Source organism: Vitiosangium sp. GDMCC 1.1324, assembly GCF_003044305.1.
GTDB lineage: Bacteria > Myxococcota > Myxococcia > Myxococcales > Myxococcaceae > Archangium.
In genome coordinates this window covers 106081-123469 of sequence record NZ_PZOX01000031.1, presented here as the reverse complement: position 1 = coordinate 123469, position 17389 = coordinate 106081, and the positions used below count along the sequence as shown (strand labels likewise).

The following is a 17389-nucleotide window of genomic DNA, read 5'->3' as shown; positions in this document are numbered from 1 at the left end:
TGGGCCATTGGCATCCATCGAACGTTGGGATCCGCGGGCTCCAGGCCGCAACCACGCGTCCGCCCGGCCGCACTTCCCGTGCGGCTGATGCCCCTCTGGGGTGGCCTGACGATTGCTGGTATGAGGAGTGACCGGCCGTGCTCATCCCCGCGCGGCGCCTCGGACCGAGGCCCTCATGCCCCTCTCACCGCTGTCGGTTTCCCTCCTGCTGCTGCACGCCGTCAGCCTCTCGCCCGCCTCCGTCCCGGCGCGAGGCAATCAGGAGACGCTCGTCACGCTCGACCGCGCCTCGCGCGTGGTCATCTCCGCGCGCACGCCCGCGGGCACGTCCTGTGAAATCGTGGACCAGGTGCGCGGGCCCTTCGCTCAAAGCGGCGCCGCGGGCCGCGCCAACTGCGAGTTGGATCTGCTCCTGGACGCGGGCACCTACAAGTTGCGTCTGGCCTCCACGACCAAGGGCAAGGGCACGAAGGGGAAGGTGGACCTCAAGGCCGTGGCCTACACGGAGGACAACGCCCAGCTCGTGCTGCTGGAGCCGGGCCGCGAGGTGCGCCAGTTGCTCGCCCCGCACCACCAGGCCTCCTTCTGGCTCAAGCTCGACCAGCGCCAGCCCGTCACCGTGCGCGTCTCCGGCCGCACCGCCGGCGACGTGCGGCTGTGGCGCAATGGCTCGTGGTTGGAGCCCGTCGAGGTGAAGGATGCCTCCACGCAGCCACGCGGCGGCCAGCCCCAGTACGAGTGGTGGCTCGAGACCACGCTCGACCCGGGCAACTACCTGCTCACCACCTACGGCACGGCCCCCAAGGCCTGGACCGAGGGCCAGGAGGACAACACCCTCTCGGTGGCCTATGGCTTTCCAAAGGCTCCCGCGGGCCGCTCGCTGAGCGTCACCCTCCCGCCCTGGGGCCTGTCCTCCGTGGAGCTGCCCTCGGGGCCTACCGCCCTCTTCCTGTCGCGCGAGGGCTCGCAAGCCACCAGCCGCGTGAGCGTGCATGCGCTCTCCAACGACGGCGCCAGCAACGTCACCTCGGGTGCGGAGGCGGGCTGCCAGATTCAAAACAAGGCGCTCGTTCCCGAGTGCAGCACGACGGTGGGCGGCTCGGGCCGGCATGTGGCCCTCCTGCGCGGCGAGCCCGGTGCTCGGCTGACGTTGCAGTGGGCGCGCCTCGAGACGGATGACACCTTCGTGGATGGCAGCTACGGCTCGGGCTCGGTGACGCCGCGCTTCGACGCGCCCGCCACGGGCGAGTACCTGGTGGGCCTCCACGAGGTGCCCCTGGACCCAGACAGCACGCCCCTGGGATGCATGCTGGAGAGCTGGCTGCCCAACGGGAACTGGGCCCCCGTCACCTTCGACGCGCCCGAGGTCGGCCCCGACCGCCCGTTCCGCCGCGCCTTCAACTACGACGGCTCCAACGCCACCGTCTGGTTCCGCGTGACGCGCTCCGGGCGCTACGTCTTCTCCACCAGCGGTGAGCGGAAGGGCCGCTGCGAGCTGTACCAGGTGGATGGCTCCAAGCGCATCCGGCTCATCGAGACGGACCCGAAGGCGGAGGCGTGCCGCGTGGCCTACACGGCCTCGCCCGGCGTGTACGAGCTCAAGCTGTACGGCGGCACCGAGGGCATCGAGCGGCTCACGCTGGCCGCCGAGGGCAAGGAGCCCAAGGAGGACACGGCCACGCGCACGTCCTGTCTGATGCGGGGCGTGAAGTTGCAGAAGGGCGGCACCTATCACCTCGTCGCCAACCGGAGCACGGGCAGTTCCATGCGGGGCCTCGTCCTGCGCCCGATGCCCCTCACCCTCTCCGAGCCCCTGCCCGTGGTGCTCGATGGCCCGGGTCCGCTCGAGCTGCCCCTGGCCCAGGGAGGCGCCGCCGAAGTGCGCTCGTCCGGCGGCGAGCCCTTCACCTGTACCGTGGGCGGCAACCGGGTGGAGGCGCGCGATGGGCGCTGCCAGCTCCCGTCCACGGGCGGCACGCTCTCGCTGTCTCAGGCGGGAGGCGCGTCCATCAACCTGCTGGTGCACCGGCCCGCGCCGCCCGCGCCGCCTCCGCCGCCGCTGAGCGCGTACTCGCCGACCTTCCCGCCCCTGCCCTCGCTGCAACCCTCCGAGCCCGCCTGGTTCGACTTCGAGCGCGGGCAGTCGCACTCGCTCACCTTCGACGTCAAGAAGGAGGGCCTCTACCACGTGACGACGCAGGGCCTGCTGGCCACCGAGTGCAGCATCCGCACACCGGTGGTGCCTCAGGTGGGCAGCGCCAACGGCGGAGGGCGCGGGCGCAACTGCCTCGTGTCCACCTATCTGCGGCCCGGCCGCTACCTGCTCACCGCGCGCACCACGGGGCAGAGCAAGGGCCGCGGAGCCGTGTTGCTGGAGCGGCGCGACGTGAAGACGGCCGAGGGCGTCATCGCCGACGGTGAGGCATTCTTCCGCGTCGACGCGGGCGACCTCATCCAGCAGCGGCTCACGGTGCCGCGGACGACGGACTACACCCTGTCCTCCACCGCGCTGGGAGCGAGGCTCCAGTGCCGCCTGGACGACGCCAAGGGCTGGCCGGTGGTGACGGTGCCCACGGCCTGCCAGCAGACACTGCGGCTGGGCAAGGGCAACTACCTGTGGACGCAGCTCCCGCTGACGGTGGAGTCCATGCGCCGCACCGCGCTGGAGCGCGTGGAGCCCCCGGTGGTGCTCAAGGGCAACAAGGTGCACCCGGTGCTCTTCAACAAGTGGTACCGGGCGGACCTCGGCAAGGACGGCAAGGACGAGTTCTCCTTCGAGGTGCCGGCAGTCATGAAGGTGGCCTTCACGCTCACCCATGGCATGCAGGGACGGCTCTACTCCGTGGGCACGGACGGCGCGCTCAAGCCCGTGGAGGTCATCGCCCCCCAGACCCCCGCCACGCCCCCTCCACCCCCACCCGAGCCGGAGCCCGAGCAGGAGAGAGAGTCCTCCGAATACTCCGAGGGCGGAGAGGGAAGCGGAGAGGAGTCCTCCGAGTCTCGCGGTGAGGAGGAGTCTCCCGCGCCGAGCCAGGAGGAGAGCGAGCCCACCGCGATCGCGGAGCCGCTGCCGGCGGAAGACGCGCCGCCCCCCGAGGGCCAGTCCCTCACGCTCGAGCCCGGGCGCTACAAGCTGGTGGCCGAGCACAGCCGAGGAGACGTGGCCATCTCCTACGCGCTGTACCTGCGCACCGAGGTGCTCGCGCCCCCCATGGTCAAGGACGTGAGCGTCCCCGGCCGCATCCCGCTGCTGTTGCCCGAGGACGGCACGCTGCGCCTCTTCACGCGCGGCAGCACGGACGTGCGCTGCCGCCTCTTCGACGGCTCGGGGCGGCTCGTGGTGGAGAGCTCGGACCATGGCGCCGACTGGAACTGCGCCATCGCCGAGCCGCTCCCCAAGGGGGATTACACGCTGGTGCTGGAGAGCCAGACGCAGCAGCCAGGCGCCAGCCGCGTCTCCGTGGAGCTGGCCCAGGTGTCCGACGCCGGGGTGCTCGCCGAGGGCGGCACGCTGGAGGTGGGCACCGGCGTGGTGCGCGCCACGCTGCCTCCCGTGCCCGCGGATGCACTGCAACAGGTGTCCCTGCGCGCCAAGGCCCCCTTCTCGTGCGCCCTGGAGGACGAGCGCGGCGCGGTGGTGTCGCGGAAGATGGACGTGCGCGAGTGCGTGATGCTGCTCAAGCCGGGCCCCTCGCCCTGGCGCGTGCGCGTCTGGACGCTCGGCCAGCCCACCAAGGTGAGCACGGGCGTGGCGGCGCGGCCCCTGCGTCCCTCGGGAGGAAAGATTCCCGCGGGCGAGGCCCTGAGCGCCCAGGTGCCCAGGCCCGGCCGCTACGAGACGGGCCGCGGCGTCTACTGCCTGCCGGCGTCCCAGCAGGGCCCCCTGCGGCCGTGCGGCCCCGAGGCCTCGCTCGAGGCCGGTGACTGGGTGTTCGGCGTTCCCGGCGCCACCGCCGAGACGAAGCTCTCCCTCTCCGAGCGCGTGGACACGCTGGAGAAACCCTTGGAGGAGCGCGCCTCGCTGAGCCGGGACGTCACGTTGCTGCGCCAGCGCTCGAAGCGCGACGCCCTGCACCTGCTGCGCGTGAACGTGCCCTTCGGCGATCCGGCCTACCCGGCGTGCCGGCTGGACGGGGGCGTATCGCAGCAGCGCAGCTCCGCGTGCTTCGCGGCCACCGGCCCCACGGAGGAGTCGCTCGCGCGCTGGTGGACTCCCGGGGAGGGGAAGGGCGAGGCCACCCTCGAGCGGCTCGCCATCCCGGTGCCCACCTCGTCCGTGCCGCTCACGCCCGGTCTGCAGGACCTGACGTGGAGCGGCGGGCCCGGCCTCCGCCTGGTGATGCCCGGCGAGCCGGTGCGCGTGCAGCTCTCCCTGCCCCAGGGCGCCTGGGCCGTGCTGGTGGATGGCAAGGGCGCCGCGGTGGACCTGTGCTCTCCGGGCACCACGCTCTCGCGCTGCGTCCTGAGCGGCACGGGCGGCGCGGTGTTCGTCTGGTCCCCGGCCGAGTCCCGCATCCAGACGGAGGTGCTCGCAGTGGAGGCGGCGAAGCCGGCCACGTCCCTCGCGGCCCTCTTCGAGGCCACTCCCCGCGTCCCCGGCCAGCAGCTTCTGTCCTTCGGCGCGTCGAACGGCCCGCGCGAGCTGAAGGTCACGGGCGCCGAGCGGTGCGTGGCCTCGCTCGACGACGGGACGCGGCTGGAGGGCTGTGAGCTCCAGGTGCCCCCGGGCCACAGTGGCAACCTCCTGCTGGAGACGAACCCGGGCGGCGTGCGCGCGGTGCTCGCGCCTCCGGCCGAACTCGCCACGGCCCTGCTGCCGCCCGTCTCCAAGGGGAAGGTGACCGACCTGCCCGCCGCGAAGGCCCTGCGCCTGTCCGGTGAGACGATGGAGCGCGCCCTCACCCTGCCCTCCGATGCCGTCGTCCACATCCGGAGCGACTCGGGAGTCTGCGGCCTCACCCGGGACACCACGGTGCTCGCGGTGGCGGGCCTGGAGCGCGGCTGCGCCTTCGACCGGTTGCTCGAGGCTGGCACATACCGCCTGCTGGTGCGTGGCTTCGCCGGCCAACCCCTCTCCGGCTCCATCACCTGGACGCACGAACCGGTGAAGGAGCTCACCGAGGGCGTCGCCAAGGAGGAAGGCTGGGTGCCTCCGGGTCAGACGCGCTACTTCCGCTTCACCACCGCCTCGGCCGGCCACGTCGGCCTGGGGCTGCAGGTGCCCGCCGAGCTGCTCCAGTGCACCGTGCTCGACACCACCCAGCGCGTGCTCGGCGAGGGCTGCCAACAGTTCCTCGCCCTGGAGAAGGGCACGTACCTGCTCGCCATCCACGCTCCCAGCACGCTGGAGCGTCCCCTCCCCTTCAAGCCCGTCCTCGTGGGACTCGCCGGCACCAAGACCGAGGTCCCCGAGGAGTTCCTGCGCGACTTCTTCAATCGCATCGGAGCCAACCCGTGATGCGCCTCGTGAACTCCGTTCTCTGCCTGCTCCTGCTGCTCGCGGCCGTCCCCGCTCGGGCCCAGGAGTACCGTCCAGCCGACGAGAGCCAGCGCCCTGAAGGCGGGGGGGTGAAGATCCTCCCCGACCAGTTCCTGCGCGGGTTCGATCCCGTCACCGTCTACTTCCCCGACAACGTCGGGCCGGGCAAGCAGAGCGCCGACGATGGCGCGAAGCTGCTCAAGGTCGTGCCCTCGTGGCCCGGCCAATGGTTCTGGGCGGATCGCAAGACGCTCCAGTTCCGCCCCGCCGAGCCCTGGCCCGCGCTGGCGCGCTTCTCCTTCGAGGCGGGCAGCGCGCGCAAGATCCTCACCACGATGATGTCGGCGCCCTCGGGGATGTCGCCGTCGTCCGACAGCACGGACCTGCGGCCCTTCCGCACCTTCACGCTCACCTTCCCGCAGGCCCTGCCGCTCGACTCGCTGCGGAAGATGGTGCGGCTGGAGGTGCGCGACCTGCCGGGCCTGGCGGACTCGCCCACGCGGGTGCTGAAGGACTGGACGCTGTCGCAGCTGCCGCGCGCCAGCCAGCGCGATCAGGCCGTCTACGCCATCACCCTCGAGGAGGACGTGCCCGAGGGCAAGCAGCTGCGCGTCAATGTCAGCCTCGCGCTCGGCGACGAGGACAAGGTGCTGTGGGTGGGCCGGCTGTCCACGCGCCCCGCCTTCCACCTCCAGCAGGTGCAGTGCGGCAGGACCCAGTTCTCCCTGACGGGAGGCGCCTCCACGCCCCGGGACATGGCGCTCGCGTGCGGCAACCAGGGAGACCTGCCGCAGCTCGTCTTCTCCGCGCCGGTGGAGGGCCTGACTCTCACCGCGCTCAAGAAGCTGGTGCGGCTGGAGCCCGCGGTGCCGGACCTGCACTTCCAGTCCTACGGCTCGCGCGTGGCGCTGCGCGGCAGGTTCGTGCCAGACACGCTGTACCGCATGCGCATCGGCGCCGCGCCCATCCGCGACGACAGCGGCCGGCCCCTGAGGGACCCGGGGGAGCTCCAGGTCTTCTTCCACCTGGACTTCAAGCAGCCCTTCCTGCGCTGGATGCAGGGCACCGCCGTGCTGGAGGCCAAGGGCCCGCGCATGCTGCCGCTGCAGGGCTACGGCGACGCCCGCGCGGACGTGCGCATCTACCGGGTGGATCCGCTCCACCCCGGACTGTGGCCCTTCCCCAACCGGCCCATCTCCATCAACGAAGAGAGCGCGCCGCCCTTCCCTGGCGAGGAGCCCGAGGTGAAGTCCACGCCCGGCTACATCGGCGAGGACGAGCTGAAGGCACACATCCGGCTGCTGGGCACGCCGCTCGTCTCCACGCTGGTGGATCTGCCCCTGCCCAAGCGCGGCGGCACCACCACCTTCGGCCTGGACCTGGCGCCCCTGCTCAACCCGGTGGTGGGCAAGGCCCGTCCGGGCACGTATCTCGTCGGCCTGCGGCGGCTCACCGGCGCGCCCGAGCGCTCGTACGTCCGCGTTCAAATCACCAACCTGTCCCTCAGCACGGTGGAGGAGCGGGACAAGGCCGTCTTCTTCGTGCGCACGCTGGACGAGGCGAAGGAAGTCCGCGGCGCGCGCATCGTGCTCGAGGGCCATCGCCGCGTTCCGGACCCGAAGCACAAGGGCTCGTACCTCGAGGAGCCCTTCAAGCACGAGCTCACCACGGACTCGGGTGGCCGGGCGAGCCTCGGCCCGCAGACGGACTGGGTGCGCATCGAGCGCATCTCCGTGCAGAACGGCGAGGACCTACTCGTGTTGGACCCCCGCGAGCCTCCGGCGTCCTTCGCCAACAACCACTGGTCGCCGTCCTCGGGCTGGCTGGAGTGGCTGTCGCAGCAGACGCCGCCGCCGCCGAACGACGGGCTGCGCGGCTTCCTCTTCACCGAGCGCCCCATCTACCGCCCGGGCGAGAAGGTCTACATCAAGGGCTTCCTGCGCAACGAGGTGGGCGGAGACTTCGTGACCCCCGAGGAGGCGAAGAAGTACACCCTGCGCGTGCAGGGCCCGGGAGACCAGGTCTGGAACCTGCCGGTGGCCTTCACCGCGCTGTATGGCTTCTCCGCCGAGTTCCAGGAGAACGACATCCCCACCGGCGACTACCAGGTGGTGCTCGACGAGGTGCGCACGGGGAGGACGCTCGCGCACCGGGGCTTCAAGGTAGAGGCCTACCGCATCCCCACCTTCGAGGTGCAGCTCTCCAGCCCCGCGACGGCGCGCCTGGACGGGCCCTTCAAGGTGAAGGCGGTGGCGCGCTACTACGCGGGTGGCAACGTGGCCGGGCAGCCCATCTCGTGGACCGTCACGCGCCGGCCCTACTACTACGTGCCCAAGGGACGCGAGGGCTTCCTCTTCGCCTCCAGCACGCAGTTCGCCCGCGAGGGACAGAGCCGCGCCCCGGAGTCCATGACGCGCAACGCGACGCTGGACGACAACGGCGCCGACGAGATGAGCGTCAACCCGGCGTTGGACCTGGACGGCTCGGCGCGCATCTACCGCTTCGAGGCCACTGTCACCGGCGCGGACAACCAGCCCGTCTCCGCGGCGCAGGAGGTGAAGGCGCTGCCGCCCTTCGTGCTGGGCATGAAACTGCCGCGCTACTCGGACAAGCCCTTCACGCTCGCGCCGGAGATCCTGGCCGTGGGCGTGGACGACAAGGCGGTGAAGGGCCAGGAGGTGCTGGTGCGCCTCTACAAGCGCATCTGGCACAGCCAGCTGCGCGAGACGCACTTCGCCACGGGCGAGGCCAAGTACGTCACCGAGACGGAGGACGTGAAGCTCGCGGAGAAGACGATCAGCACGGAGGAGAAGCCCGTCGCGCCCGCGCTCGAGCTGAAGGAGTCCGGCGTGTACGTGGTGGAGCTGGTGGCGCGCGACAAGCTGGGGCGCGTGCAGACGCTGTCGGCGGACCTGTACGTGGGAGGCCAGACGCCCATCGCCTGGCAGAAGTCGCGCCAGGGCGTCTTCGGGCTCGTGCCGGACAAGTCCTCGTACAAGCCGGGCGAGACGGCGCGCCTCATCGTGCAGAGCCCCTTCCAGGAGGGCCGCGCGCTGGTGGTGGTGGAGGAGCCGGGCGGCAATACCTACACCTGGCACGACGTGTCCGGTGGCAAGGCGGTGCATGAGCTGGCCATCCGTTCCCAGCATGTCCCCAACGTGCCGGTGCACGTGCTGCTGATGCGCGGCCGGCTCGGCGAGGGAGAGAAGGACGACTCGCGCTACCGGCCACAGACGCTCGGGGCCTCGGTGGACGTGAAGGTCGAGCCGGTGCGCAACCAGGTGGCGGTGGAGATCAAACACCCGGAGACGGCGCGCCCCGGGGCCACGGTGCCGGTGGAGCTGACGCTCAAGGACGACCAGGGTAAGCCCCTGGCCGGCGAGGTAACGCTGTGGCTGGTGGACGAGGCCGTGCTGTCGCTCGCGCCGGAGGCGACGCTCAACCCGCTCGACGAGCTCATCAAGGACAACGCGCGTGGCACCACGCTGCGCGACACGCGCAACAGCCTGGTGGGCAAGCTCTTCGAGCAGGAGGAGGAGCCCGGCGGTGACGGTGCCGAGGAAGAGGAAGGCGCCGGTGGCAGCAAGCGCGTGGTGCGCAAGAACTTCCAGACGGTGCCGTACTACCAGGCCACGCTGCAGGTGCCGGCCTCCGGCAAGCTGACGGTGCAGGTGCCGCTGTCGGACGACCTCACCAACTTCCGGGTGCGCGCGGTGGCCATCTCCGGGTTGCAGCGCTTCGGCTACAAGCAGACGGTGCTGCGCGTGCGGCTACCGGTGCTGGTACAGCCGCAGTTGCCGCGCTTCGTGCGCCAGGGCGACCGCTTCTGGGGCGGCGCGGTGGGCCGCGTGGTGGAGGGCAATGGCGGACCCGGCTCGGTGCAGGTGCGGCTGTCCGGCCCGGCCGAGCTCCAGCCCCTGAGCCAGAACGTGGAGCTGCAGGCCAACCGGGCCATGAGCTTCGTCACCCCCATCACCGTGAAGAGCGCGGACGTGTCCGAGCCCCAGTCCCTCAAGGTGCGCGTGGACATCGAGCGCAAGGCGGACAAGGCCGGCGACGCCTTCGAGGTGCAGCTGCCCGTGCTGCCGGACCGCACGGTGGAGCACTTCGCGTACTTCGACACGTTGAAGGCGGGCAACGTCACGCTCAAGCCGTTGCCCGAGCCCGCGCGTCCGGGAACCGCCTCGCAGGATCTCTTCATCACCTCCATCCCCGGCGTGCTGGAGATGATCTCCGGCCTGGAGTACCTGGCCGAGTACCCGCACGGCTGCCTCGAGCAGAAGCTGTCGCGGCTCTACCCGGACGTGGCGATGGCGGCGGTACTCCGCGAGATGGGTGTGCGTACGCCCTTCGGCAAGCAGATCTCCGGCAACGTGCAGCGGATTCAGGAGGAGATGGGCCTCTACCAGGACGAGCAGGGCCTGTTCGCCTTCTGGCCAGGAGGACCGGGCGACGTGCAGGTGACGGCGCAGGCGGTGGAGTTCCTGGACGCGGCGCGGCGCGCGGGCCTGAAGGTGGACGAGAAGCTGCAGACGCGCGGGGTGGAGTCCCTCAAGCGCTCGCTGCGCAGCGACTACCCGGGCCTCGTGCAGGAGTGGCGCTACAACCAGCAGACGGCGGCGCTGCGCGCCCTCACCCGCGTGGGCTCGCTGGACGAGCACTACCTCATCGACCTCTTCCAGCTGCGCGAGCGCCTGGACATCGAGAGCCTGGCGGACCTGGCTTCCACCATGTCCACGCAGCCCTCGGTGTACCGCGCCAACCTGGAGGTGCTGCGCAAGGAGCTGTGGGACAGCGTCATCATCAAGCTGAACCGCGGCAAGCCCGTCTTCGAGGGCCTCAAGTGGCGCCGCGCCTCGTGGTGGGGCTACGGCTACCTGAGCTCGCAGCCGTCGAGCGTGGCGGCCGTCTTCGAGGCGCTGATCCGGCTGGACCCGTCCGAGCCACGGCTGGACCAGCTGCGCGACGCGCTCCTCTCGTATGCGAACGCGGAGACGGGCTTCGGCAGCACCTATGAGAACCGCCGGGCCATCGCCGCGCTGGCACTGTACCTGGAGAAGGCGAAGCCGGAGGTGCCGGACACCTCCGTGACGCTGTCCTCGGGAGCCACGCTCAAGGTGGGCAAGGACGCGAAGACGGCCCGGGCCGAGGTGGCCAGCGACGCGACGCTGACCGCCACGGTGAAGGGCGGGCCGGTGGGACTGCGAGCCGAGACCCGGTACGTGCCGGCCACGCCGGGAGACAAGGTGGCCCCGCTCAAGCAGGGCTTCATCGTGTCGCGCAGCGCCACCTGGCTGCACGCGGATGGCTCCGAGGAGACACGCTTCGACGACAAGGCCGGAGACGTGCAGGCACTCAAGGTGGGCGACATCCTGGAGCTGCACGCGCGCATCGTCACCGAGGAGGACCGCAACCACGTGGCGCTGGTGGTGCCCTTCGCCGCGGGCCTCGAGCCGCTCAACCCGGAACTGGCGAACGCCTCGTCGGACGCGAAGCCCTCGCAGTCGGACTCGCTCTCACCGGCGTACGTGCAGCGGCTGGACAACGAAGTGCGCTACTACTTCCTGCGCATGCCGCGCGGCACGCACACCTTCCACTTCCGGGTGCGCGCCGCCACCGAGGGCTCCTTCGTGCACCCGGCGCCCTACGCCGAGCTGATGTACCGCGAGTCGGTGCGCGGCCGGGGCGAGGGCCTGCGCATCCAGGTGAAGGGAGAGCATGAGAAGTAGGAGGACACGCTGGAGGTGGGCGGCGGCGCTCGCCGTGGTATTGGCGGCGGGCGCGTGGTTCGCCTCCAGCCTCCAGGACGGGCTGCTCGGCTATGAGCCCTCGCGCCTCGTGCTGGACCGGCGGGGCGCGTACCTGGGCGAGGTGCCCGGAGCGGGCGGGGAGCTCGGCTACTGGCCAGTGCCGTACGTGCTGCCCGAGCGCATCGTCCAGGCCACGCTCGCCACGGAGGACCGGCACTTCTACGAGCACCCGGGCGTGTACCTGCCCTCGGTGGGGCGGGCCCTGCTGCAGAACGTGCGCAACCTGCACATCATCTCCGGAGCGTCCACGCTGGCCATGCAGGTGGCGCGGATGCAGACGCCCGGCGAGCGCACCGCATGGCGCAAGGTGCGCGAGGCGGTGGAGGCGCTGCTGCTCGTGCACGGACACGGCCACGAGCGGGTGCTCCGCCAGTACCTGGCCATCGCGCCCTATGGCAACCGGGTGCATGGGGTGGTGCGCGCCGCGCGCCTGTACTTCGACAAGCCGGTGGAGGACCTGTCGTGGGCCCAGGCCGCCTTCCTCGCGGGCCTGCCACAACTCCCCGGGCGGATGAACCCGTATGACAAGGACGGCCTGCGGCGAGCCCTCAAGCGCAGCCACCGCATCCTCCGGGCACTGCACGCCCAGGGAGCCCTCTCTCGCGAGGAGCTGGAACAATCCCTCCAGGCGAACCTGGGGCTGGTGCCTCGGCCGCGGCGCATGCCCGAGGCACTGCACGCGGTGCTGGAGTGGAGCGAGCTGGCCCGTTCCCGTCCGCAGCCCATCTCCACGGCGACGCTGGACCTGGAGATCCAATCGAAGGTGGCACACATCCTCCAGCGCAACCTGAACCAACTGGACGGCTCGGGGGCGGGCAACACGGCCGCGCTGGTGGTGGACACGGAGACGGGCGACATCCTCGCGTACGTGGGCTCGCGGGACTTCTTCAGCGAGGAGCACCGGGGAGCCATCGACTTCGTGAAGCAGAGGCGCTCGCCGGGCTCCACGCTCAAGCCCTTCCTCTACGGACTGGCACTGGAGAAGGGCATCGTCACCGCCGCCACCGAGCTGGCGGATACACCCATGGACGTGAGGGTGGAGAACGGCCGGAGCTACGTCCCGGAGAACATCAACCACGCCTTCCTGGGGCCCATGCTGCTGCGCGAGGCACTGGGCAACTCGCGCAACATCCCCGCCCTGCGCGTGCTGGAGCAGGTGGGGGTGGAGCCCGCGCTGCGCTTCCTGGAGAAGGCGGGCGTGGGGGGCATCTCGTACGACCCGGATCGCTACGGGCTCGGGCTGGCGGTGGGCAACCTGCACGTCACACTGGAGGAACTGACGGGGCTGTACATGGTGCTCGCCCACGAGGGAGAGACGCGCCCGCTGCGGCGCTTCGCGGACGAGCCGATGGCGCCCTCGCGCCGGTTGATGACGCGCGAGGCAGCACAACTGGTGCGCCACATCCTCGGGGATCCGCTGGCGAGGCGACCGTCGTTCCCCGTGGGCAGCGCGCTGGACTTCCCGTACGCGGTGGCGGTGAAGACGGGCACCAGCCAGGGCTACCGGGATGCATGGGCGGCGGCCTTCAGCGACCGGCTGCTCGTGGTGGTGTGGGTGGGCAACCATGACTGGCGCCGGATGAACGGAGTGGGCGGACTGCTCGGGGCGGCGGGCGCGGTGCACGAGATTCTCGACGCGGTGATGCCCGGGTGGCGCCCGTACCGGCCGGTGCTCGACAGCTTCCCGCCACCCACGGGGGCACTGGCCATTGACGTGTGCCCGCTGTCGGGCCGGCTGGCGGGGCCGGACTGCCCCCACCGCAAGAGCGAGTGGTTCGTCCCCGGCACCGCGCCAACCCAGACATGCCCCTTCCACACGCATGTCCGGTTGGACAGGCGCAATGGCCTGCGAGCGGGCCCCACCTGTGCGGAGCGGGAGGTGGTGACGCGGGTGATGCTGGCCCTGCCCGAGGAGTACGAGCAGTGGGCGCGCAAGCAGCACCTGGACATCGCGCCGCTGCGGGAGAGCCCGCTCTGCCCGAGCCGGCCCGAGGAGCTGGAGCCGAAGGTGGCCATCCGCGAGCCGAAAGGACTGGTGCGGCTGCTCTACGATCCGGGGACGCCGGCATCGGCCTCGACACTGCGGCTGGCGGCGGACGTGACACCGAGCACTGAGCCCATCGTGTGGCTGGTGGATGGAGTGCCGGTGGCCACGGTGGGATACCCCCACGAGTTCCGTTGGAGCCTGCGACCGGGGCAGCACGTCATCACGGCGGCCATGGTGCACCGTCCCCAGGTGAGCCAGCCGGTGACGGTGGTGGTGGAGGACTGACCTGATCAGACCCCGTTGAGGGGGGTTGCATTCCCGAATGCACCGTGTCACTCCGGAAGCCGAGATGATTCTCCAGGGTACGGAAACGGGGTATCCGCGCCACGTCCACCGCATGGCAGCGGGCGCGCTGTTCTTCCTCCATGGGGTGTGCTTCGCGAGCTGGGCGTCGCGCATTCCGAGCATCCAGCAACGCCTGGGCCTCACCGAGGCGGCGCTGGGGTTGGTGCTGCTGGCGCTGCCCGTGGGGTCAATGACCTCCCTGCTGTTCTCGGGCTGGTGGGTGGCCCGCTGGGGCAGTGCGATGGTGGCGCTCTCGGCGCTGGTCTTCTATGGACTGGCGCTCGTGGGGCTGGGCCTGGCGGGATCACTCCCAGCGCTGCTCGCGGTGCTGTTCGTGTTTGGCTTCATGGGCAACGTCGTGAATATCGCCGTGAACACGCAGGCGGTGGGCGTCGAGGCGCTCTATGGGCGCTCGGTGATGGCGTCCTTCCACGGGCTCTGGAGCCTCGCGGGCTTCGTCGCCTCGGGGGTGGGAGCGGGGATGATCGGCACCGGAGTGCCACCGCTGCCCCACTTCCTGGGAATGGGGCTGTTCATGCTGGCGGTGCTCGCCGCGTGCTCGCGCTTCCTGCTCTCGGATTCGACTGGAGATACCACCGGGAATCGGGTGTTCGTGGTGCCGGACCGGGAGCTGCTGGGCCTGGGCGTCATGGCCTTCTGCTCCATGATCTGCGAGGGCGCCATGTTCGACTGGAGCGGAGTGTACTTCCAGCGGGTGGTGGGCGCGGATGAGGATTGGGTGGGCTCGGGCTACGCGGCGTTCATGGCGATGATGGCGTCCGGGCGATTCCTCGCGGACGAACTCACGCGCCGATTCGGCTCGCGGCGGGTGTTCCAGGTCAGCGGCGTGCTCATCATGCTGGGGCTCATGTTGGCGGTGGTGCTGCCGCGTCTGCCCACGGCGATCGTGGGCTTCATGCTGGTAGGCCTGGGCGTGTCGAGCGTGGTGCCGCTCGTGTACGGAGCGGCGGGCAGGTCGCGTACGATGTCCGCGGGAATGGCCCTGGCCGCGGTGTCCTCCATCGGCTTCCTGGGCTTCCTGGTGGGCCCTCCGCTCATCGGTCTGGTGGCGGGCGTGACGAGTCTGCGCGGCTCGTTCAGCCTCGTCGCCCTGCTGGGTCTGGGCGTGGCGGTGCTGGGCAGCCGCAGACCGGCGTGACGGTCGAAGAAACTCCCAGGCCCTCCGTGGATGACACGTCACACACATGACAGGGATTGCGGCCCCGTCGGACATGGTTAGGCTGCCGGACCATGAGAGTGATTCCCTGGCTTCTGGGTGCAGTCTTGTTCACAGCCTGTCACGCCCCGCGAGCGGGCACCGCCCCGAGTGAACCCCCGGCCTGCGCGCTCGATGCACAGCCCGAAGTTATCGTGGTGGAGGATCCCAAACCGGGCGAACTGAATGAGTTCTTCGATCTCCCCGACTCGCCCGCGTGGTGGGCCCCGGCTCCGATAGACGCCGAGCGCGAGCAGTACCGCGTGGCGCTCGTGGCCCGGCTCGGAGGGGAGCAGGGATTACAGCAGCGCGCCCTGCTCCAGCGGCAGAACGCCGTCCACGCCGCGATGGTCGGCAAGCCCATGCAGCGCGAGGCGGAGAACACCGGGCGCGTCCTCGATGGCAGCGCCGGCCAACCAGGCCCCGCCAACTGTCTGGAGTGGCGGCTGTTCCAGCGTCAGGCACACCGCTACCCCATGATCGAGCACCCCACCGAGCTCGGCGCTTACATCCTGCGCGGCCACGGCCGCCTCCGGGTGTACCTCTCGGGAGGCGACAGCGTGGGCGGGCGGCTGCGGCACGAGGTAAGCGACCGGGTGGTGGCCGACGTGGCCAACGGCTTCGAGCCCGTGGCCCACCTCCACAACCACCCCTTCATGTTCGACCGGAAGCCGGGCGATCGCCTGTACACCACCGAGGACTCGAAGAATGACATCGGCGGAGCGCTCGCCCCCAGCCTCACGGACGTGCAGGCCTACCGCAACATGCGCGAGCGTTTCGGCCTGAAGGGGGCATGGCTCACCAACGGCCTGGACAGCATCCACTACACGTCGGAGGACTTCGACCGGCTCTCCGCCTGGGATTGAACCCCCCGCCAGCCGCTCCCCTCACGCCGAGCGGAGCGGCCGAGAGACCGAACCGGAAGCGGCTCAGCCCACCCGATTCCTTCACCGCCCTACCTGAAGCTCATTAGCTCAGGCGTACCTTCAGGTGCTCCTCAGCGGCGTTGGGCCGCCCCAGGAAGGCATCGAGCAGGCGTTCTTCGACAGTATCTTGTTCCCAGATCGCGGCCCGCTCGAGCCCCACACATTCCTGGGGCTCGGCGGCTCTCTTGTTGCCAGCGGTGTCGAAGATGGTGCAGCGACGGAAGTCTCCCACGTCCTGCCTGAACTGAACGAGTGGCTGAGTCAGGTGTTCCTCGAGCGTTCTCCATCCGATGAACTCCCACGCATTCAGGGCCAGCAGGTTGACAGCAATCTTGAAGAGGACGGGCTTTGACGCAATCCCGTCCAAATCAAAGTCTGGGTTCGTGGTTCTGTGATTGTAGAAGGCAACATAGGGTGATTCAAGCAGTCTTCCGTATCCGAAGGAGCCATCGGCGAGCTCCAGTCTGACAAATGTGCCTGTCTTGTATTTCTGTTTGCCCATCTCTCAGTTTCCGGTGTAGGGGTGGAGCTGCCCCCTGTGCTTCGTGGCGGCATCGTGGAACAACCTGCCCAGCGGATTGTCTTTCGCCACGCCGCGCTGGACGTTCTCGGTGCGATACGGTGCTGGATTATCGGACTGAGCGCCCCCATGGAAATCCATCAACTGCTGCTCTCTCCCGCGGATCCGCCAGTAGGCGACGTCGAGCGGTAGGACCAGCCGCTCCCCTCGCACGGAGCGGAGCGGCTGTGAGGATTCCTGCCCGGAAGTGACTCAGCCCGCCCGGCCCAGCGTGACGAGCGAGACTCCCGCCCCCGAGGTGAGGCCACCGTCGATCGGGAAGTCCTGGCCGGTGATGAACGAGGCCTTGTCGCTGAAGAGGAAGACGACGAGCTCGGCCACCTCCTCGGGGCTTCCCACGCGGTTCATCGGGTGGAGCGACGCGGCGAAGGCCCGGCCCTGGGGATCATCGAGCCGCCATCCCGAGGTGCCCATCTCCGACTCGATGACGCCGGGGCTCACCGAGTTCACCCGGATGCCCTTCTGTGCGTACTCGATGGCGGCGCTGCGCGTGAGCGACACGATGGCCGCCTTGGTGGCGCTGTAGATGGAGATTCCGGGCAGGGCCCTCGAGGCCCCCACGGACGCGCAATTGACGATGGAGCCTCCGCCACTCGCGAGCATCGCGTTGATCTGATGCTTCATGCACCAGAACGTCCCGCGGAGGTTGGTGTTCATGAGGTAGTCGTATTCCTCATTCGTCACCTCGGCGAGTGGCTTCATGATGCCGCCTCCCGCGTTGTTGAAGGCTCCGTCGATGCGTCCATACGTGTCGAGTCCCGTGCGCACGAGCGCCTCGACATCGCGCTCGACCGTCATGTCCGCGTTGACCCAGGTCACCTCTCCACCACGCTCCTTGGCTCGCGCCACGAGTTCCCGGCCCCGGGCTTCCCGTCTTGCGCTCGCGACGACCCGGGCTCCCGCCCCGGCCAGCGCGAGCGCCGTTGCCCAACCGATACCCGAGCTCGCTCCTGTTACGAGGATCACCTTGTCCTTCAACATGCCCATGTTGGTCCTCCCCTACCCATGCACGGCGTGTGAGCGGGTGCCACGGCGATGCGCAGCCA

Annotated in this window: 7 protein-coding genes; 5 read left to right on the top strand and 2 right to left on the bottom strand. The window is 70.1% G+C overall.

Annotated elements, in window-relative coordinates; all coding sequences use genetic code 11:
* The first annotated feature begins 175 nt into the window (after positions 1 to 175).
* From DAT35_RS51915 to DAT35_RS51895, 5 genes are all read left to right on the top strand, one after another.
* A complete protein-coding gene (locus DAT35_RS51915; RefSeq protein WP_108076922.1) occupies positions 176 to 5458 on the top strand; it encodes a hypothetical protein in 5283 nt (1760 codons plus the stop codon).
* The gene (locus tag DAT35_RS51910) at positions 5458 to 11208 is read left to right on the top strand and encodes an MG2 domain-containing protein (RefSeq protein ID WP_108076921.1); all 5751 of its coding nucleotides are present in this window, start codon (positions 5458 to 5460) and stop codon (positions 11206 to 11208) included. The genes DAT35_RS51915 and DAT35_RS51910 overlap by 1 nt, the downstream gene beginning before the upstream one ends.
* Positions 11198 to 13561, top strand: coding sequence for a penicillin-binding protein 1C (gene pbpC / locus DAT35_RS51905; RefSeq protein WP_108076920.1), 2364 nt, complete (start codon positions 11198 to 11200; stop codon positions 13559 to 13561). The genes DAT35_RS51910 and pbpC overlap by 11 nt, the downstream gene beginning before the upstream one ends.
* Before the next feature lie 64 nt (positions 13562 to 13625).
* A complete protein-coding gene (locus DAT35_RS51900; RefSeq protein ID WP_233262213.1) occupies positions 13626 to 14780 on the top strand; it encodes an MFS transporter in 1155 nt (384 codons plus the stop codon).
* 404 nt (positions 14781 to 15184) lie between these two features.
* A complete protein-coding gene (locus DAT35_RS51895) occupies positions 15185 to 15703 on the top strand; it encodes a hypothetical protein (RefSeq protein ID WP_146210227.1) in 519 nt (172 codons plus the stop codon).
* Between the two features lie 103 nt (positions 15704 to 15806).
* Here DAT35_RS51895 and DAT35_RS51890 read toward each other — a convergent pair whose 3' ends face one another.
* Positions 15807 to 16265: an Imm26 family immunity protein gene (locus tag DAT35_RS51890; protein ID WP_108076918.1), complete on the bottom strand. Its 459-nt coding sequence runs from the start codon at positions 16263 to 16265 to the stop codon at positions 15807 to 15809.
* A 270-nt stretch (positions 16266 to 16535) separates the two neighbouring features.
* Positions 16536 to 17330, bottom strand: a complete 795-nt coding sequence (locus DAT35_RS51880) for a glucose 1-dehydrogenase (protein ID WP_108076916.1) — start codon at positions 17328 to 17330, stop codon at positions 16536 to 16538.
* Between the last annotated feature and the right edge of the window lie 59 nt (positions 17331 to 17389).